Origin of the sequence: Delftia sp. 60 (assembly GCF_002754395.1) — a bacterium.
Taxonomy (GTDB): domain Bacteria; phylum Pseudomonadota; class Gammaproteobacteria; order Burkholderiales; family Burkholderiaceae_C; genus Comamonas; species Comamonas acidovorans.
The window spans coordinates 1,462,913-1,479,617 of record NZ_PEFD01000001.1 but is presented as its reverse complement, the minus strand read 5'-3'; the positions used below and the strand labels follow the sequence as shown (position 1 = coordinate 1,479,617).

Genomic DNA, 16,705 nt, shown 5'->3' with positions numbered 1-16,705 from the left:
ATCGCAATCCACTCAAATCTTTCCAATCCAGGATTGGGAGGCGGACAACACACTCCATGGCAGGCGTCCCACACCGGCTCCCGAGCGAACATTCACCATTCGCCGGACAGCGACCATCCCCGCCCCCTCGAAGAGCACTCTCGCAGTGATGGCATAACGTGTGCCGGACAAGCCTTGCTGAGCGGGGACCGCACCACCGGCACTTTCCAGCCACCCTCTCAAGGGCTGGGGCGCAGCGTTGGGATTGATGCCCTGGCGGTTCCCGGAGTCGGCGACCACGAAATCGCGGATGCTCGCATAGATGCCGTAGGTCATGCCAGGCACTTGCAGCAGATCCTCTGGCGCCTCCCACCCCCCCGCCGCAGAACCTGACTGCTGGCGCATTGCATCCCGGGCTTGCCGGACGGTCTGGGCCATCGCCATGGCGGCCCCCTGCGACAGGCCGGCCGCATGCTGAAAGAGCACTGCAAGCAGCTCCGGCGTCGCACCGTTGATATCCACCAGGCCGCTCCAGGGAACGACTTCCACCTCGACGATCTGACCACCCGGTAATGTAACGGGTTCAAGAACAGGCTCCCGCAGCGCCTCGGGCCTGGTGGCCATGCGCTGTAGTGCGAGATAGATGGCTGCTTCACCAGCAGCCCGCCCAGTTGCGAGATTTCGGCTCACGCCTCCCACGGCAGCTTCCTGCCGGACCACGCCGCCGAGACTGCTGGCGAAGACAGCCAGGGCCGCAACGATCCACAAGACCAGCACCAGCGCCATGCCCCGTTCAACAGGAAATGATGAATGGCCGGTCATGAGCGGCTCCCCCGAAGACTGCCCTGGCGCCTGCATCCGGGCTGGTAGAAGCCGTTGCGCGCATGGCCACGACCGTCAGGGGCCAAGCTCCCGCCGAAGTCTGCACTTGAACATCCACGGCAGACGGCAGTTCCTTTTCGTTGTCCTTTTCGGGCCCCCATTGCGGCTGCCAATGTGCCACGCCCAGCTTGGCGTTCTGGTAACGCAAGGCAAAAGCTGTGACACCGCGATCGATCACATAGGACTGGCTTTGCCCCCAGTCGGGCATGACATCGGGACCCTGCCAGGGCGCGAAGCGTAGCACCAGCGCATCGCCTTCGACGGAAAGCTGGAAGTGGGTACGACCGCCCATGCCAAAGCGGGCGGGCATGATGCCCAGCCAGCGCATGCCCTGCGGGCCGCCTTCGAAAAACAGCTCGCTCTCGCCTTGCTTGCGCAGGCCCACCTGCCGGCGCACGGCAGAGACCTGGCCAAGAACCGAGCGCAGGAAGGCAATGGACACACGCTGGTGGTCCATGCGTTCCAGTCGCGCATCAACACGCTCCTGTGTCTGCGAGACCGTGGACATGGCCGAGGCCAGCCCGAGCATGAGCAGGGACAGCAGGGCCATGACCACTAGCAGTTCCACCAGCGTGAAGCCCTTTTGCCTGCCCGAAGATGGCGCGCGCCCGGTCATCGCGTCACCTCGCCTTGCTGCAAAGGGCGCTGCGGGCGCAGGGTCTCGAAGACCCAACTGCGGTTTTCAACGGAGATCGTGATGCGCAAGGCATGCAGGGGAACCGCGGTTTCGGGCAGGCCGCCCACGGAGAACGGCGCGGAAGCCACCTGCCAGGCGTAGACACCATCCTGCCCTGAGGCCTGGGTGCCACCAGGATCGACCATGGGAAAGGCGTCCATCAGCGAATCGGCCAGCAGGGCCACGCCCTGGTTCTGCTCCAGTTTGGAAACACCGCGCGCGGAACCACCAACGGCCCGATAAATGAGCGCCAGCGAGATAGCCATGATGGACAGCGCCACCAACAGCTCCAGCAAGGTCATGCCCCGCACCCTGGGGCGGGAAGCGGCGCGCCGACGCATTACAGGGCCTCTTTGGTGACTTGGCCGGACAGCCAGTCCACACGCAGACGCACGCCACCGCCGCTTTGCGCGCGGGCGAGCGAAATGCTGCCCCCCGTGGCGCCGCCTTCGGGCAGAAAGACGATGGTCTGGCTGCCATCAGCCAGCGCCATGCCGGCTGCCGTGGTCAGTTGCACCGTCAGGCTGTCGGGCAGCTTGGCCGTGGCTTGGCCGGCGATGCCGTACTGGCGGCTATTCGTATTGACCGCGAATGCCACAGGCATGCCCTGCAGCGTGGCCTGCTGGCGCGCCTTGCGCAGCAGGGCCGTCACGTCCTGCACCGTCTGCCGATAGTCCACGGCATCGCGCAGCTTGCCCATGGCAGGCGGCACGATGCCGATGATGGCGCCAAGAATGGCGAACACCACCAGCAGCTCGATCAGCGTGAAACCCTGGGCGCGCTTCAAGACTCATCCTTGGCAAAACGGTGCGGCAACGGTGGCTACAGCAGTGTTCAAGAGCACCTTACTTGGTGTTGCGCACGTCGGCTGCTTCACCTTCGCCGCCCGGGGCACCGTCAGCACCCAGCGAGAGGATCTCGAGGTCGCCATTGGCAGCAGGATACGTGTAGCGGTAGGCGTTGTTCCAGGGATCATTCGGCACGCCGCCCTTCAGGTAAGGGCCTGCCCAGCCGGCAACGCCGGCAGGCTGCTTGACCAGCGCGTCCAGGCCCTGCTGCGAGGTGGGATAGCGGCCCACGTCGAGCTTGTACAGCTCCAGCGCCTTTTCGATGTCGGCGATCTGCACGCCGGCCGTCTTGGTCTTTGCTCCACCCAACTGGTTCAGCACCTTGGGGCCGACCAGGCCGGCCAGCAGGGTCAGGATGGCCAGCACGACCAGCAGTTCGATCAGCGTGAAGCCGCGCTTGCGGGCGCGGGAGGACAGTTGCTTTTGCATGCGCATCATCTTCTACATACCTTTCAGTCAATTCAGATTCATCAGACGGCCAGATCGTTGACGGACAGGATTCCGAGCAGGATCGACACGATGATGGAGGCGATAAGGATACCGAGGACCAGGATCAGCGCCGGCTCCAGCATGGTCAGGAGGCGTTTGATCGCGTTTTCGACCTCGCGGTTCAATATGTTGGACAGCTCCAGCATCATGTCGCCCAGGCGGCCGGTTTCCTCGCCGACCCGCACCAGATTCAGGGCCAGGGGCTCGAATTCTCCGGTTTTCTGGGCGGCATGGGCCATGCGATGACCTTCCTTGACCATGGGACCCATTTTTTCCAGGCGCTCGCGGATGGCGACGTTGGAGACCGTGTCGCTGGCAATGCGCAGTGCGGTCAGCAGCGTGACGCCGTTGCCCAGCAGCGTGCCCAGCGAGCGGCTGAACAGGGTCAGCTGGTACTTGCGCACCACGCCACCCAGGCCCGGCAGGCCCAGCAGCCACGATTGCCAGGTCTGGCGGCCCTTGGGACTCTTGGCCCAGCGGGCGAAGACCCAGCCCAGCGCGCCCAGCACGATGAACACCGCCCAGCCGTAGCTGCGAAACGCATGGCCCAGCCCCATCACGAATTGCGTGGGAAGGGGCAGCGCGTCACCCATGTCGTTGAAAAGCTGTTCGAACTGCGGCACCACGAAGCCCAGCATGGCCACCAGGGACAGCACAGCCACGCCCAGCAGGATGGCGGGATAGATCGTGGCCGAGACCACGCTGTCGCGCAGGGCACGCTGGCGCGCCATGTGTTCCACCAGCCGGTTGAGCACGCCCGACATCTGGCCGCTGGCTTCGCCCGAGCGCACCATGTTGATATAGAAGTCGCCGAACAGGTCATGGTGCTTGCCCAGTGCCTGGCTCAGCGGCATGCCGGCCTTGACGCTGTCGAGCACGGACTGGAGCATGGCCTGCATCTGCACTTTGTGGCTCATCTCGACCAGGACCTTGAGCGCGTTGTCCAGCGACAGGCCGGCACGCATCATGATGGCCAGCTCGGTGGTCATGCCCTGGATGTCGTCGGCCTTGATGCGGCCTTTCTTGAGCGCACGCGCCGCCAGCGGCACGTTGCCCAGGCTTGCGGCTTCCTCGACCTTGATGGGCGACAGGCGGCTCTTGCGCAGGTGCACCACCACCTCGGCCACGGCCGCAGCGGAAAAAGTGCCCTTGACCATCTGACCGCGGCTGTCCACGGCCTCCCAGCTGTAATCAGGCATCGCTCTGGTCCTGGGTCACGCGCAGCACTTCGTCCAGCGTGGTGGCGCCCGAGGCCACCTTGCGCAGGCCGTCGTCGTAGAGGCTCAGCATGCCGCTCTTGGCCGCCATGGCATGCAGGGCGTTGGCGTCCTGGCCTTCGATGATGGCGCGGCGCAGCGGCTCGTCGATGACCATGAGTTCATGGATGCCGGTACGGCCCTTGTAGCCCGTGCCCCGGCAATGCTCGCAGCCGACGGCGCGGTAGATGGGCGAGCCCTCGCGCAGAAAACGCTTGAGGCCGCTGCCCTCGACGGCGGCGGCCGGCAGCGTGTCGGGCTGCTTGCAATGCGAGCACAGCGTGCGCACCAGGCGCTGGGCCAGCACGCCGTTGACCGAGGACGTGATCAGGTAGCTTTCCACTCCCATGTCGCGCATGCGGGTGACGGCGCCTGCGGCCGTGTTGGTGTGCAGCGTGGACAGCACCAAGTGACCTGTCAGTGCGGACTGCACGGCGATCTGCGCGGTTTCTCCGTCACGCATTTCGCCGATCATGATGATGTCCGGGTCCTGGCGCAGGATGGAGCGCAGGGCATTGGCAAAGGTGAGGTCGATCTGCGGATGGACCTGGATCTGGTTGATGCCGTCGAGCTGGTACTCGACCGGGTCCTCGACGGTGATGATCTTGTTGGAAACCGCGTCGATCTTGGACAGGGCCGCGTACAGCGTGGTGGTCTTGCCCGAGCCCGTGGCCCCGTGACCAGCACGATGCCGTGCGGCTTGGCCAGTAAGGTGTTGAAGCGCTCCAGCGTATCGACCTCGAAGCCCATGCTTTCCAGGCGCAGGCGCACGTTGGCGCGGTCCAGCACCCGCATGACGATGCTCTCGCCATGCACCGTGGGTGCGGTGGAGACACGCAGGTCCAATTCGCGGCCCTTGGCGCGGGTCTTGATGCGACCGTCCTGCGGCAGGCGCCGCTCGGCAATGTCCAGATGGGCCAGCAGCTTGACGCGCGAGCCCACTGCTGCGCTCAGCCGGGGCGGCACGAGTTCGGCCGCATGGATCACGCCGTCCATGCGGTAGCGCACCTGCAGGCCGGCCTCGAAGGGCTCCAGGTGGATGTCGGAGGCGTGCAGCTCGATGGCGCGGGAAATGATGCCCGTGACCAGGCGGATGACCGGCGCCTCGCTGGCCAGGTCCTTCAGATGCTCGACGAAGTCGCCGCCCGTGGCGTCCGACTCCCAGTCCTGGCCTTCTTCGCCTTCGGGTTCCTGGCCGGCTTCGGACAGGGCCTTGCGGATATCGGCTTCCAGCGCCAGCACGGGCTTGATCTGCAACCCGGTGGCCAGGCGCAGCGCCTTGGTGATGAAGGGGTCCTGCGGCACGGACATGGCCACTTCGAGCACGCCGTCCTGCAGCGAAATGGGGCAGACGCACTGCGCATCCAGAAAGCTGGCCAGCAGGCCCGGCACATCGGGCAGCAGGTCGGGAAACTCTTCCGCGCGCAGCCAGCGCATGTGCAGCTGCTCGGACAGCGCCTGGGCCACGTCGGCTTCCGCCACCACGCCCAGCTGGACCAGCACTTGGCCCAGGTAGCCGCCCAACTCCTGCTGCGCCTGCAGGGCGTTTTGCAGATCGCGCTCGTTCAGCTTGCCGGCGGAAAGCAGGCGTTCGCCCAGCCGCCCCTTGATCGGGGCTTCGACACCGGCAATCGGTTCCATGACGTGATTGGTGGAAGACATTGCCGCGGATTATCCACTGTCGCCGCATCCCACGCGAAAGGCTCCGGATGCGGGGTCCAAGGCCGCCCCTGCACCCGGCACCAGCGCTGTCATCAACTGTTACGCAACGGATATAACGGCGCGATGCTGCGCCGCACGATCGAAGTGGCTTCAGGCCGCTTTGACCGCGTCGGCAGGCAGGCCGCTGGCATCGCCCCAGCGGCGCTGCGCCATGACCAGCAGGCCTTCGAAGATGAGGTTGTCCACCAGCTCGAAGGGCCGCGTCATGCTGGGCACCATCTTCCAGCCTGCACCGCCGGCCATGACGCAGGCGGGCTCCATGCTGCAGTGCATGTACAGATGCTGGTACATGCGCTCCACGGCCCCGGCGATGGCGTAGGTGCCGCCACTGGTCAGCGCGTCGCTGGTGTTGGTGGGGAATGGCGTGACCGCACCCGTGGGCACGTGCAGGCCGGCCGTGCCGCTTTCCAGGGCGCGCAGCATGATGCCGTGCCCCGGCAGGATCAGGCCGCCCATGAAGTGGCCGTGCTGGTCCAGCGCATCCACGGTGACGGCGGTGCCGATCATGACCACGATCAGGGGCCGCTCTGGCCCGCGCTGCAGGATGTGCTGGCGCGCGCCGATCATGGCCACCCAGCGGTCCGCCCCCAGGCGCGAGGGGAAGTCGTAGCCGTTGGTGACTCCGGCCTCGGCCGCGCCGGGCACGGCCCACTGCGGCTCGAAATCCCAGCCCAGCATCATGTCGATCTGGTCGTGCACGCGCCGGCGCGCCGTGTCGCCGGCCACCACGCAGCCCAGCATGCGCGTAGGCGTGGGCAGGTCGCTCCACGGCCCTTCGGCCAGGTGCTCGATGTGCTCCAGGAACTCCGCGCCGTGCGCCAGCAAAGCGGCGCCAGGCCGATGCGCGTCGTACATCGCCCATTTCAAGCGGGTGTTGCCGATGTCTATGGCCAAAAAAGTCATGGGCGCGATTATCGGAGTTTTCCGGAGGATAGCGTCAGCCATGGACGACAACTGAGTGAGGACGTGAACGCAAGAATGGCGCAAATGTCAAAAATCCGGGAGCGCTCCTGCCCGGCAGCGCGCGCTGCCACTGTTAGGCGTTACATTGGCCTTTCCGTTTTTCCACCCACCAACAGGAGTCACCCATGGGACTTTTCAGTTTCATCAAGGAAGCCGGCGAAAAGCTGTTCGGCGGCAGCGCCGCACAGGCAGCCGAGCCTGCGCAAGACCTGAATGCCAAGGCCGCCAAGGCCATCGAGACCTATATCGGCACGCAGAACCTGGGCGTCAGCGACGTGAAGGTGCAGTTCGACGGCTCGCAGGGCAAGGTCACGGTGCTGGGCACGGCCCCCACCCAGGCGGTCAAGGAAAAGGTGACGCTGTGCTGCGGCAACGTCTCCAGCGTGCAGTCGGTGGACAACCAGATGACGGTGACCAACCCCGAGCCCGAAGCCCAGTACCACGACGTGGTGCGCGGCGACACGCTGTCGGCCATTGCCAAGAAGTTCTATGGCGATGCCAACAAGTATCCGGTGATCTTCGAGGCCAACAAGCCCATGCTGAGCCACCCGGACAAGATCTATCCCGGCCAGAAGCTGCGCATTCCGGCGCTGTGATCTCTTTGCCTCCGTGAAAAAACCGCCTTCGGGCGGTTTTTTCGTGGGCTCAGTCAGTAGTCAGTATTTACCGCTCAACAGCGCACCGAATCCCGGAACGGCTGTAGGCAAGCCCAGGCGCTTGAGCATCATGAACGTCGTGGCCACCGAGGAAGACAGTACCGGCAGGCCCACGCGGTCCTCGATGGGCTGCACCGAGGCCAGCGAGGGCATCTGCACGCAGGCAGAGGCGATGACCGCGTCGGCGTTGGCCGTGTTCAGGCGCCGCGTGATCTCGATGGGTGCGCGCGCATCCTGGGCGCCCACCTGCAGGTTGTCGGCAATCTCCAGCGAGATGCTGTCCACCACTTCGATGCCTTCGTTCTCTATGTAGTCGATGACCAGTTGCGTCAGCGGCTTCATGTAGGGCGCCAGCAGCGCCACCTTCTTCGCGCCGATGGCGTGCAGGCCATCGACCAGGGCGCCGGCGCTGGTGACCACGGGCGCGGGGCCGCCGTTGTCCACGGTGCGCTGGTGCAGGCGCGCTTGCGAGACACGGTGGTAGCCGCGCCCCATGCTCATGATGGCCACCAGGCAGGCATAGCCGAGCACATCGACACGCGCATCCGACAGCTCCAGCGCGCAGCGGTCGCTGTCGCCGTCCATGGCGGCCAGTTCCTCCTTGGTCACATGCTTCATGCGCATGCGGCTGGAGTGGAAGGTGAAACGCTCGGGCGCCAGCGCCTCGCGGGCGCGCAGGATGGCGGGGATCTCGGTCTCCATCGTGGTGTTGGAGCTGGGCACGATCTGCCCGATGCGGAAATGGGTTTTGGCTGCCATGTCAATCCATCGTGATGTGGTTGGCCTTGATGACCTTGCCCCAGTGGTCCGTCTCGCGTTGGACCAGGGCGGCCAGCGCTTGCGGGCCGAGGAATCGCGGCTCCACGCCCTGCAGGGCCGCGCGCTTTTGCACGTCGGGCGACTCCAGGGAGGTCTTGAGTGCGTCCGACAGCCTGGCGATGGCGTCGGGCGGCGTGCCCGCAGGCGCGAACAGGCCGACCCAGGCTTCCAGCTCGAAGCCCGGCAGGCCCGCTTCGGCCGTGGTGGGCACATCGGGCAGCATGGGATGGCGCGTCTTGCTGGTCACGGCCAAGGCCCTGAGCTTGCCCGTCTGCACATGGCCCAGCACCGAAGGCGGCGTGGTGATGAACATCTGCACTTGGCCACCCAGCACGTCCTGGATGGCAGGGCCGGACCCCTTGTAGGGCACATGCGTGATCTGGGTCTGGGTCACCTGGGCGAACACGGCCGTGCCCACATGGGACAGCGAGCCATTGCCCTGCGACGCGTAATTGACCTTGCCCGGGTTCTTGCGCAGATAGGCAATGAACTCCTGCAGATTGTTCGCCGGAACGGAAGGATGAACGGCGATCACATTGGTGGCGGCCACGATCAGCCCCACGGGTGCCAGCTCGGACTGCGCCCAGGGCAGCTTGGGGAACAGTGCCGGATTGCCCACGTGGTAGGCCGAATACGAGGCCAGCAGCGTGTAGCCGTCCTTGGGCGACCGGGCCACCATCTGGTAGGCGATGTTGCCGCTGGCGCCGCCCCGGTTGTCCACCACGACCGACTGCCCCAGCAGGCGCGACAGCGGGTCGGACGCCAGGCGTGCCGCCGTGTCCACCACGCCGCCGGGCGGGTTGGGGACCACGAGGGTGATGGACTTGGTTGGAAAGGCCTGGGCCTGGACGGTTCCTGCGCCCAGCAGGGCGGCCGCTGCCAGGCCGGCGGCCTGCAGCACAATGCGTCGATTCATGCTTGTCTCCATGTTCTCTTTGTACCGGCGCATTCTTGCGGGCCTGCACGCGGCCGAACAGCCGTATCTCGTTGATCCATCCTTCGTCTGCGGTGGAGGATGGGAATGATCAACCTGCACCGATTCGATCTGCTGACGCTGCGCCTGTATGTGGCCGTGGTCGATGCCGGCAGCCTGACGGCCGGCTCGCGCACGCTGGGGCTGTCATTGGCAGCCGCCAGCAAGCGCGTGGCCGAGCTGGAGCAGCACTGCGGCGTGACCCTGCTGGTGCGCAGCAAGCGCGGCGTCACGCCCACGCCCGCCGGTCAGAGCATGTACCACCATGCCGTGGACGTGGTGGCCCGGCTGGAACATCTGGCCCTGGCCATGGACGACTTTCGCAGCGGCGCCACGGGCCAGTTGCGCCTGTGGGCCAACAACTCGGCGTTCGCAGGCTTTCTGCCCCGGCTGCTGGCCGACTTCATGGCGGCCCACCCGGGTGTATCGGTGGACCTGGAAGACGCGCTGAGCGAGGAGTCCGTGCGCGCCGTGCTCAGCGGCGTGGCCGAGCTGGCCATCATCGGGGAGAACACGCCCCTGGAAGGGCTGAGCACCCAGGTCTGCGATGTGGACGAGCTGGTGCTGGTCATGCCGCGCGGCCATGCGCTGGACACGGACGACGCCTCCCCCGTTCCCCTGGCCACCGTGCTGGACCACGACTTCGTGAGCCTGGCCCGCTCCACCTCGCTGATGCGGCGCATTGCGGCCGAGGCCGAATCCATCAACCGCCCCGTGCGGATCCGCATCCAGGTGCGCAGCTTCGACGCCATGTGCCACATGGTCTCGGTGGGTCTGGGCCTGGCCATCCTGCCGCGCGCGGCCACCGCCCCGCATCTGGCCGCGCGGGCACTGCGGCTGCGCCCGCTGGGGGCGCTCAACACCCGGCGCCGGCTGCTGCTGGCCATGCGCTCGCAGGCCACGCTGTCAGGACCGGCCCAGGCCCTGGTGGACATGGTGGCCGCCCGGGCGGTGGCGCTGGGATTCGCGGAGCCGCCGCTCTGAACGACGCCAGGCTGGCGCCGGCTTACTGGCGCCAGGGCAGGCCGCGCAGGCGCCAGCCGCCGACATGGCCGCGCTGGCCGTTGGCGTCCACATCGCCCTCAAAACCTTCGAGGATGTTGTAGGCCTCGATGCCCAGTTGCGCCGCGCGCTGGGCTGCGGCCACCGAGCGCACGCCGCTGCGGCACAGCAGGACCACCTTGCCGCCTTCAGGCACGGCGGCGCGCAGCTGGCTGTCGAAATCGGGGTTCATCGCCATGGACGGCCACTGCTTCCAGGCCACGGCCACGGCACCCGGCACACGGCCCACCCAGTCGCGCTCGGCATCGGTGCGCACATCGACGAGCACGGCTTCGCCGGATTGCTGCCATTGCCAGGCGAGTTCGGCAGGAATGTCGCCTGCATAGCCCTGTGCGGGCTGGACGGTCAGGGGGATGGATGCGGGAACGGGAGCGCTTGCGGACATGGATTGGCTTTCTTGATAGGACGCGGTTGTGTGCCCGGCAAGAATAACCGTCCAGCCCGACTGGCGCCGGCTCGCCGGTGCCCGGATCGCCTATTCCCAGGGCGGCAGCAGCCTGTCACGCAGCACCTGGCGCTGCGCCTCCCAGCCCGGCATCACGCTGGCCACCGTGGCCCAGAAGCGCGGGCTGTGGTCCATGTACCGCAGGTGGGACAGCTCGTGCACGACCACGTAGTCGATGACCTCGGGCGCGTGCTGCATGAGCCGCCAGTTCAGCCGGATAGCGCCGGCCGTGTTGGCACTGCCCCAGCGCGTGCTTGCGCTGGTCAGTCTCAGGCTGGTCCACTGCACGCCCAGGAGCGGCGCGTGGCGCTGCAGGCTGGCCGTGAACCAGGAGCGCGCCTCGCGCAGCATCCAGGCCTGCACGCAGGCGCGCACCTCGGCGGCCGATGCCCCGGGCGCCAGCGGCAGGTGCAGGGACTGGCTGCCGTCGGCCGCCTGTTCACGGTGTACCTGGCGCGTGCGCAGCGGCTGGGTTTCACCGCCGGTCAGGCACAGCTGCAAGGGGCGACCCAGATAGCCGATCTCTGTGCCGTGCTCCCAGCGGATGCGTGCCGCATGCTGGGCTTGCTGGCGCTGGCCGGCCTCGTGCAGCTTGCGCAGTATCCAGCCCGATTTCGCCTCCAGCGCCTGCGCGATGGCAGCCATGTTGACCCAGGCAGGCGCGCTGACCACCAGCCCCTGCGCGCCGATGGTGAAGCCTATGGTGCGCCGGCGCGAGCGCTGCAGCCGGTAATGCAGCACCTGCCCCTGGAGGACCGCCTGCTGGTTGGCCTCCGGGTGGATGCGGGGACTGGGCTCGGGGATGGTGGATGGAGATGGGAGAGATGTAGGAGAAGGAGGAAGAGGCGCGGACGAAGGCTGGGCGGGGGCAGCGGCCCTGTCACGGCGCGACTTCAGCCCGCCGTCCTGCGTTTGCACGGCAGGTGGCAGCAGCCAATCCCAACTGCGCTGTGCCGGGTCCGCCATGCCGGTCTCCGGCGCCTCAGGCGCGGTAGGCCTCGGGGTCGAGGCGCTGCATTTCGGCCTCGATCCAGTTTTCGACTTCCACCATCAGCTCCTCGTGCTTGCGGCCCACGGAAGGAATGGGCTTGCCGATGGAGACATCGACCACGCCCGGCGTCTTGATGAAGGCCTTGCGCGGCCAGCACTTGGCCGAGGTGACGGCCACGGGCACGACCGGCACGCCGGTCATGATGGCCAGGCGCGTGGCGCCGGTCTTGTACTCGCCCCTTTGGCCACGCGGGATGCGCGTGCCTTCGGGAAACATGATCACCCAGGTGCCCTGGCCCAACAGGCGCTTGCCCTGCTCGACCACCTTGTGGAAGGCGCGCGAGCCGTGCTTGCGGTCGATGTGGATCATGTCCATGCTGCCGATGGACCAGCCGAAGAAGGGCACCATGAGCAGCTCCTTCTTGAACACATAGGCCAGCGGGCGCGGCATGATCGCCGGCATGAGGAAGGTCTCGTAGGTGGACTGGTGCTTGACCAGCAGCACCACGCCCTGCTTGGGGTCGGTGGGCAGGTTCTCCATGCCCTGCACGCGGTGGCGCACGCCCATGATGACGCGGGCGCTGTCCACCGACAGCTTGAGCCAGGCGCGCGCCACGGCATAGACGCGGCGCGGCCCGCCGCCCAGCCAGCGCGTGAGCAGCACGGCCAGGGTGTAGGGGATCACGGTGATGCCCATCCAGAGCATGTGGAGGGTGGAGCGGATCAGGGACATGGCGGCAGTGTGGTGCAGAAAGCGGCGCAGGGGCCGGGCGGCAGGCCCGGGCCTTGCGCCCTCAGGAATCGGAATTCACAAAGATAGCATTGTGCGCAGGACGGCAGGCCGGCGGCGCATGGGCAAAGCGCCGTTCGGGCGTTCAGGCGCTCAGGGCGCGGGTGCGGCATCTGCCGGAACCAGCGCATCGGCCAGCGCGGCCAGGCTGGCATGGCGCTGGGTGCCGGGCGGCAGTCCAGGCGGCAGCGCCCCGTCCAGAGACACTCCGGCGCTGGCGCCCGTGCAGACCAGGTGCAGGCGCGCGCCCATGGCGGCGCCAGCCTGCAGATGGGCCACGCAGGAACCTATGACCCACAGCTGGTGCCCCTCAACGCCGAAGCGCTCGGCAATCTGCTCGAACAGCGCCGTGCCGGGCTTGCGGCAATGGCATTCTTCGTCCGGCGCATGGGGGCAGTAGAAAACCGCATCGACGCGAGCGCCTGCCGCCGCCATTTCGCGGTGCATGCGCGCGTGCACGGCATTGAGCTCGGTCACGTCGAACAGGCCCCGGCCCAGGCCCGGCTGGTTGGTGGCGACCACCACATGCCAGCCGGCCCGGTTCAGGCGCGCCACGGCTTCCAGCGCCCCGCGCTGGGCCTTCCAGGCCTCGGCAGAGCCGATGAAGCCCTCCTCACCGATCTGGTTGAGGGTTCCGTCACGGTCCAGGATCGCAATTTTCATGGTCGGGTCCCAAGAATGTCAGAACTCAATTGCGCGCGTCCCAAGACGAGGGACACCGAGGAAGGGCCGCCCCGCACCGAGGGTGTCGTCCCCCTCCCTTGCGAAGCAAGTAGAGAGGCGCCGTGCCACGGGGGGAAGGCGCGAAGCGCCTCAGGGGGGCTCCATTTACGCCAGTCGCGAAAGGTCCGCCACGCGGTTCATGGCTTCGTGCAACGTGGCCAGCAGGCCCAGGCGGTTGGCCTTGAGCGCCGGGTCTTCGGCGTTGACCATCACATGCTCGAAGAAGGCATCGACCGGGGCGCGCAGCGCGGCCAGGGTCTGCAGGCTGGCCGTGTAGTCGCCGGCAGCAAACTGCTGCTGCGCCTTGGGCGCCACCGATTGCAGGGCTGCGTACAGGTCCTTCTCTGCCACCTCGGCCAGCACGGCCGCGTCGACCTGGGCCTGCACGGCCTGGTCGGCCTTCTTGAGGATGTTGCCCACGCGCTTGTTGGCGGCGGCCAGGGCCGGTGCCTCGGGCAGCTCGCCGAAGGCGCGCACGGCCTCCAGGCGCTTTTGCACGTCGGACAGGCGCTGCGGGCGCAGGGCCAGCACGGAGTCCACTTCCTGGGCCGAGAAACCCTGCTCGCGCAGGTTGCCGGCCAGGCGGTCGTAGATGAAGTCGGCCAGCTGGGGCGTGGCGTCCTCGATCTTGTCGCCGAAGGCAGGCAGCACGCTGACCAGCAGGGTTTCCAGATCCAGCGCCAGGTCCTTCTCGACCAGCATGCGGATCACGCCCAGCGCATGGCGGCGCAGCGCGAACGGGTCGCGGTCGCCCGTGGGCAGGTTGCCGATGCCGAACATGCCGACCAGGGTTTCCAGCTTGTCGGCCAGGGCCACGACCACGCCGGCGTTGCCGCGCGGCAGTTCGTCGCCCGCAAAGCGGGGCTTGTAGTGGTCCTCGATGGCATCGGCCACGGCCACGTCCAGGCCGTCGTTGAGCGCGTAGTAACGGCCCATGGTGCCCTGCAGCTCGGGGAACTCGCCCACCATGTCGGTCACGAGGTCGGTCTTGGCCAGTTGCGCGGCCAGGTCGGCCTGCTGGGCCAGGCCCGTGTCGCCCAGCTGGCGGGCAATGCTCTTGGCGATGGAGCGCACGCGCTCCACGCGCTCGCCCTGGGTGCCGAGCTTGTTGTGGTAGACCACCTTGCCCAGCCCTTCCACGCGCGAGGCCAGGGTCTTCTTGCGGTCCTGGTCGAAGAAGAACTTGGCGTCGGCCAGGCGCGGGCGGACCACGCGTTCGTTGCCGCCGATGACGGCGCTGGCATCCTGCGGGCTGATGTTGCTGACCACCAGGAACTGGTGGGTCAGCTTGCCGGCGGCGTCCAGCAGCGGGAAGTACTTCTGGTTGGCCTTCATGGTGAGGATCAGGCATTCCTGCGGCACGTCGAGGAATTCCTTCTCGAACTCGCAGACCAGCACATTGGGACGCTCGACCAGGGCCGTGACTTCGTCCAGCAGGGCCTCGTCCTCGATGGGACGGACACCGCCGCCCACGCGCTCGGCAGCGGCCTGCAGCTGGCGCGCGATCTCGGCACGGCGCTCGGCGAAGCTGGCAATGACGGCGCCCTCCTCGCGCAGCTGCGCGGCGTAGTCATCGGCGGAGCGGATGACCACGGGATCGACCGCCGCCTCGAAGCGGTGTCCATGCGTGGCCGTGCCGGCCGTCAGGCCCAGGGCCTTGACGCCGATCAGCACCTCGGTGCCGTGCAGCACCACCAGGCCGTGGGCCGGGCGCACGAAATGGACGCTGCTCCAGCCGTCGGCCAGCTGGTAGCGCATGACCTTGGGGATGGGCAGCTTGGCAATGGCTTCGTCCAGCGCCTTTTGCACGCCATCGGCCAGCATCACGCCGCGCACGGTGGAGGCGTGGAACAGGGCTTCGGCCTTGCCTTCGCCCTGGCGGGTCAGGCCGGCAACGGCTTCTTCGCCGGCACCCAGGGCGGCCAGCTTCTTGATCAGGGCGGGCGTGGGCTTGCCGTCGGCGTCCAGGCCCACGGAGACGGGCATGAGCTTTTGCGACACGGCCTTGTCCTCGGCCTGGGGCAGGACTTCGGTGATGTGGGCGGCCAGGCGGCGCGGCGAGGCATAGGCCGTCAGGCGCGCTTCGCTGGAGGCCAGCAGGCCCTGGGCCTTGAGCTGCTCGAACAGCACGCCGGCAAAGGCGTCGCCCAGCTTTTGCAGCGCCTTCGGGGGCAGCTCTTCGACAAACAGTTCAACAAGAAGATTCGATGCGTTCATGGTCTGGTGTTCTCTCGGTGCAGCGGTGTCCGCCTCAGGCGGCCTTCTTGCCCTGTTGTTCGGCGGCCTTGGCCAGCTCGGCCAGCACTTCGTCGGCATGGGCCTTGGGCGCCATGGGGAAGCCCAGGCGCGCACGGCTGTCCATATAGGCCTTGGCCACGGCGCGGGCCAGGTTGCGGATGCGGCCGATGTAGGCGGCACGCTCCGTCACGCTGATGGCGCCGCGCGCATCGAGCAGGTTGAAGGTGTGGGCGGCCTTGAGCACCTGCTCGTAGGCCGGCAGCGCCAGCTGTTCGCCGATCAGGTGGTTGGCCTGCTTTTCGTAGGCGCCGAAGGCGGTGAACAGGAAGTCGGCGTCCGAGTGCTCGAAGTTGTAGGTGGACTGCTCCACCTCGTTTTGGTGGTAGACGTCGCCGTAGCTCAGGCCGTCGGTCCAGGTCAGGTTGTAGACGTTGTCCACGCCCTGCAGGTACATGGCCAGGCGCTCCAGGCCGTAGGTGATCTCGCCCGTGGCGGGCTTGCAGTCGATGCCGCCGACCTGCTGGAAGTAGGTGAACTGCGTCACCTCCATGCCGTTGAGCCAGACTTCCCAGCCCAGGCCCCAGGCGCCCAGCGTGGGGTTCTCCCAGTCGTCCTCGACGAAGCGGATGTCGTTCTTCTTCAGGTCGAACCCCAGGGCTTCGAGCGAGCCCAGGTACAGCTCCAGGATGTTGTCGGGCGCGGGCTTGAGCACCACCTGGAACTGGTAGTAGTGCTGCAGGCGGTTGGGGTTGTCGCCATAGCGGCCGTCCTTGGGGCGGCGGCTGGGCTGCACGTAGGCGGCCTTCCAGGGCTCGGGGCCCAGGGCGCGCAGGAAAGTGGCGGTGTGCGAGGTGCCCGCGCCCACTTCCATGTCATAGGGCTGGAGCAGCGCGCAGCCCTGGTCGGCCCAGTAGGACTGCAGCTTGAGGATGATTTGTTGGAAAGTGAGCATGACTTGTTTCAGGCGTCGCACGCAGGCCGGGGCCGCGCCGGTGAATGAGAGGCGGCTCGCGCCGCGCAAACGACGATTTTAAGGCGCCGCCCGGCCCTGCGCCGTGGCGCGGGCCTGCGGCCCCACGGCAGACGCTCCACAGGGCGATCTGCATCAAAAAACGGAGCAGGCGACACATGCCGGCAAAGGCCGTGGCGCGCGAAGACCCGAAAGCCCGCCTTGCACGACGCATCCGGATCATT

The 16,705-nt window shown here is 67.1% G+C and carries 17 protein-coding genes and 1 pseudogene; 2 read left to right on the top strand and 16 right to left on the bottom strand.

All coding sequences use genetic code 11. The annotated features are described in order from the left end of the window. Positions 1-12: 12 nt before the first annotated feature. The 8 genes and pseudogenes from CLV01_RS06730 to CLV01_RS06695 all read right to left on the bottom strand — a co-directional run bounded on the left by CLV01_RS06730 (position 13) and on the right by CLV01_RS06695 (position 6,755). The gene (locus CLV01_RS06730; protein ID WP_012203235.1) at positions 13-801 is read right to left on the bottom strand and encodes a general secretion pathway protein GspK; all 789 of its coding nucleotides are present in this window, start codon (positions 799-801) and stop codon (positions 13-15) included. After that, positions 773-1,477: a prepilin-type N-terminal cleavage/methylation domain-containing protein gene (locus CLV01_RS06725; protein ID WP_099735285.1), complete on the bottom strand. Its 705-nt coding sequence runs from the start codon at positions 1,475-1,477 to the stop codon at positions 773-775. Before CLV01_RS06725 ends, CLV01_RS06730 begins: the two co-directional genes overlap by 29 nt. Then, positions 1,474-1,878: a type II secretion system protein gene (locus CLV01_RS06720; RefSeq protein ID WP_012203233.1), complete on the bottom strand. Its 405-nt coding sequence runs from the start codon at positions 1,876-1,878 to the stop codon at positions 1,474-1,476. The genes CLV01_RS06725 and CLV01_RS06720 overlap by 4 nt, the downstream gene beginning before the upstream one ends. After that, positions 1,878-2,324 carry a GspH/FimT family pseudopilin gene (locus CLV01_RS06715; RefSeq protein WP_065345374.1) on the bottom strand — a complete coding sequence of 149 codons (447 nt, stop codon included), beginning with the start codon at positions 2,322-2,324 and terminating at the stop codon, positions 1,878-1,880. Before CLV01_RS06715 ends, CLV01_RS06720 begins: the two co-directional genes overlap by 1 nt. A gap of 58 nt (positions 2,325-2,382) precedes the next feature. Beyond that, positions 2,383-2,823, bottom strand: coding sequence for a type II secretion system major pseudopilin GspG (gspG, locus tag CLV01_RS06710; RefSeq protein ID WP_013804232.1), 441 nt, complete (start codon positions 2,821-2,823; stop codon positions 2,383-2,385). Positions 2,824-2,855: 32 nt separating this feature from the next. Beyond that, on the bottom strand, positions 2,856-4,073 hold the full coding sequence (locus tag CLV01_RS06705) for a type II secretion system F family protein (RefSeq protein WP_074920523.1): 1,218 nt from the start codon (positions 4,071-4,073) through the stop codon (positions 2,856-2,858). Beyond that, positions 4,066-5,771: pseudogene (locus CLV01_RS06700) on the bottom strand (GspE/PulE family protein). The gene CLV01_RS06705 and the pseudogene CLV01_RS06700 overlap by 8 nt, the downstream one beginning before the upstream one ends. 171 nt (positions 5,772-5,942) lie before the next feature. Then, positions 5,943-6,755, bottom strand: coding sequence for a type III pantothenate kinase (locus tag CLV01_RS06695; RefSeq protein ID WP_034390266.1), 813 nt, complete (start codon positions 6,753-6,755; stop codon positions 5,943-5,945). Positions 6,756-6,940: 185 nt separating this feature from the next. Here CLV01_RS06695 and lysM point away from each other — a divergent pair, with 185 nt between their 5' ends. Further along, positions 6,941-7,411 carry a peptidoglycan-binding protein LysM gene (lysM, locus tag CLV01_RS06690; RefSeq protein ID WP_013804236.1) on the top strand — a complete coding sequence of 157 codons (471 nt, stop codon included), beginning with the start codon at positions 6,941-6,943 and terminating at the stop codon, positions 7,409-7,411. A 60-nt stretch (positions 7,412-7,471) separates the two neighbouring features. On the opposite strand, the gene CLV01_RS06685 is transcribed toward lysM, so the two are convergent. Further along, on the bottom strand, positions 7,472-8,230 hold the full coding sequence (locus CLV01_RS06685) for a maleate cis-trans isomerase family protein (protein WP_088166023.1): 759 nt from the start codon (positions 8,228-8,230) through the stop codon (positions 7,472-7,474). Between the two features lies 1 nt (position 8,231). Continuing rightward, positions 8,232-9,206: a Bug family tripartite tricarboxylate transporter substrate binding protein gene (locus CLV01_RS06680; RefSeq protein WP_096915008.1), complete on the bottom strand. Its 975-nt coding sequence runs from the start codon at positions 9,204-9,206 to the stop codon at positions 8,232-8,234. 105 nt (positions 9,207-9,311) lie between these two features. On the opposite strand from CLV01_RS06680, the gene CLV01_RS06675 reads away from it, so the two are divergent. Next, positions 9,312-10,247, top strand: coding sequence for a LysR family transcriptional regulator (locus tag CLV01_RS06675; RefSeq protein ID WP_063327302.1), 936 nt, complete (start codon positions 9,312-9,314; stop codon positions 10,245-10,247). A 22-nt stretch (positions 10,248-10,269) separates the two neighbouring features. Here CLV01_RS06675 and CLV01_RS06670 read toward each other — a convergent pair whose 3' ends face one another. The 6 genes from CLV01_RS06670 to glyQ form a co-directional block, all read right to left on the bottom strand. Then, positions 10,270-10,710 carry a rhodanese-like domain-containing protein gene (locus tag CLV01_RS06670; protein WP_099734699.1) on the bottom strand — a complete coding sequence of 147 codons (441 nt, stop codon included), beginning with the start codon at positions 10,708-10,710 and terminating at the stop codon, positions 10,270-10,272. Between the two features lie 90 nt (positions 10,711-10,800). Continuing rightward, positions 10,801-11,736, bottom strand: coding sequence for a M48 family metallopeptidase (locus tag CLV01_RS06665; protein ID WP_099734700.1), 936 nt, complete (start codon positions 11,734-11,736; stop codon positions 10,801-10,803). A gap of 16 nt (positions 11,737-11,752) precedes the next feature. After that, positions 11,753-12,493 carry a lysophospholipid acyltransferase family protein gene (locus tag CLV01_RS06660; protein ID WP_013804242.1) on the bottom strand — a complete coding sequence of 247 codons (741 nt, stop codon included), beginning with the start codon at positions 12,491-12,493 and terminating at the stop codon, positions 11,753-11,755. Between the two features lie 150 nt (positions 12,494-12,643). After that, positions 12,644-13,213: a D-glycero-alpha-D-manno-heptose-1,7-bisphosphate 7-phosphatase gene (locus tag CLV01_RS06655; protein WP_012203220.1), complete on the bottom strand. Its 570-nt coding sequence runs from the start codon at positions 13,211-13,213 to the stop codon at positions 12,644-12,646. Between the two features lie 165 nt (positions 13,214-13,378). Then, positions 13,379-15,490 carry a glycine--tRNA ligase subunit beta gene (gene glyS / locus CLV01_RS06650; protein ID WP_063327305.1) on the bottom strand — a complete coding sequence of 704 codons (2,112 nt, stop codon included), beginning with the start codon at positions 15,488-15,490 and terminating at the stop codon, positions 13,379-13,381. A gap of 34 nt (positions 15,491-15,524) precedes the next feature. Continuing rightward, complete coding sequence (gene glyQ, locus CLV01_RS06645; protein ID WP_012203218.1) at positions 15,525-16,463, bottom strand: glycine--tRNA ligase subunit alpha; 939 nt, start codon at positions 16,461-16,463, stop codon at positions 15,525-15,527. Positions 16,464-16,705 lie beyond the last annotated feature (242 nt).

What these genes read in the sequence shown, in the direction of transcription:
- CLV01_RS06730 (WP_012203235.1), bottom strand. Translation starts at nt 801, where the DNA reads ATGACCGGCCATTCATCATTTCCTGTTGAACGGGGCATGGCGCTGGTG.
- CLV01_RS06725 (WP_099735285.1), bottom strand. Translation starts at nt 1,477, where the DNA reads ATGACCGGGCGCGCGCCATCTTCGGGCAGGCAAAAGGGCTTCACGCTG.
- CLV01_RS06720 (WP_012203233.1), bottom strand. Translation starts at nt 1,878, where the DNA reads ATGCGTCGGCGCGCCGCTTCCCGCCCCAGGGTGCGGGGCATGACCTTG.
- gspG (WP_013804232.1), bottom strand. Translation starts at nt 2,823, where the DNA reads ATGATGCGCATGCAAAAGCAACTGTCCTCCCGCGCCCGCAAGCGCGGC.
- CLV01_RS06705 (WP_074920523.1), bottom strand. Translation starts at nt 4,073, where the DNA reads ATGCCTGATTACAGCTGGGAGGCCGTGGACAGCCGCGGTCAGATGGTC.
- CLV01_RS06695 (WP_034390266.1), bottom strand. Translation starts at nt 6,755, where the DNA reads ATGACTTTTTTGGCCATAGACATCGGCAACACCCGCTTGAAATGGGCG.
- lysM (WP_013804236.1), top strand. Translation starts at nt 6,941, where the DNA reads ATGGGACTTTTCAGTTTCATCAAGGAAGCCGGCGAAAAGCTGTTCGGC.
- CLV01_RS06685 (WP_088166023.1), bottom strand. Translation starts at nt 8,230, where the DNA reads ATGGCAGCCAAAACCCATTTCCGCATCGGGCAGATCGTGCCCAGCTCC.
- CLV01_RS06680 (WP_096915008.1), bottom strand. Translation starts at nt 9,206, where the DNA reads ATGAATCGACGCATTGTGCTGCAGGCCGCCGGCCTGGCAGCGGCCGCC.
- CLV01_RS06675 (WP_063327302.1), top strand. Translation starts at nt 9,312, where the DNA reads ATGATCAACCTGCACCGATTCGATCTGCTGACGCTGCGCCTGTATGTG.
- CLV01_RS06670 (WP_099734699.1), bottom strand. Translation starts at nt 10,710, where the DNA reads ATGTCCGCAAGCGCTCCCGTTCCCGCATCCATCCCCCTGACCGTCCAG.
- CLV01_RS06665 (WP_099734700.1), bottom strand. Translation starts at nt 11,736, where the DNA reads ATGGCGGACCCGGCACAGCGCAGTTGGGATTGGCTGCTGCCACCTGCC.
- CLV01_RS06660 (WP_013804242.1), bottom strand. Translation starts at nt 12,493, where the DNA reads ATGTCCCTGATCCGCTCCACCCTCCACATGCTCTGGATGGGCATCACC.
- CLV01_RS06655 (WP_012203220.1), bottom strand. Translation starts at nt 13,213, where the DNA reads ATGAAAATTGCGATCCTGGACCGTGACGGAACCCTCAACCAGATCGGT.
- glyS (WP_063327305.1), bottom strand. Translation starts at nt 15,490, where the DNA reads ATGAACGCATCGAATCTTCTTGTTGAACTGTTTGTCGAAGAGCTGCCC.
- glyQ (WP_012203218.1), bottom strand. Translation starts at nt 16,463, where the DNA reads ATGCTCACTTTCCAACAAATCATCCTCAAGCTGCAGTCCTACTGGGCC.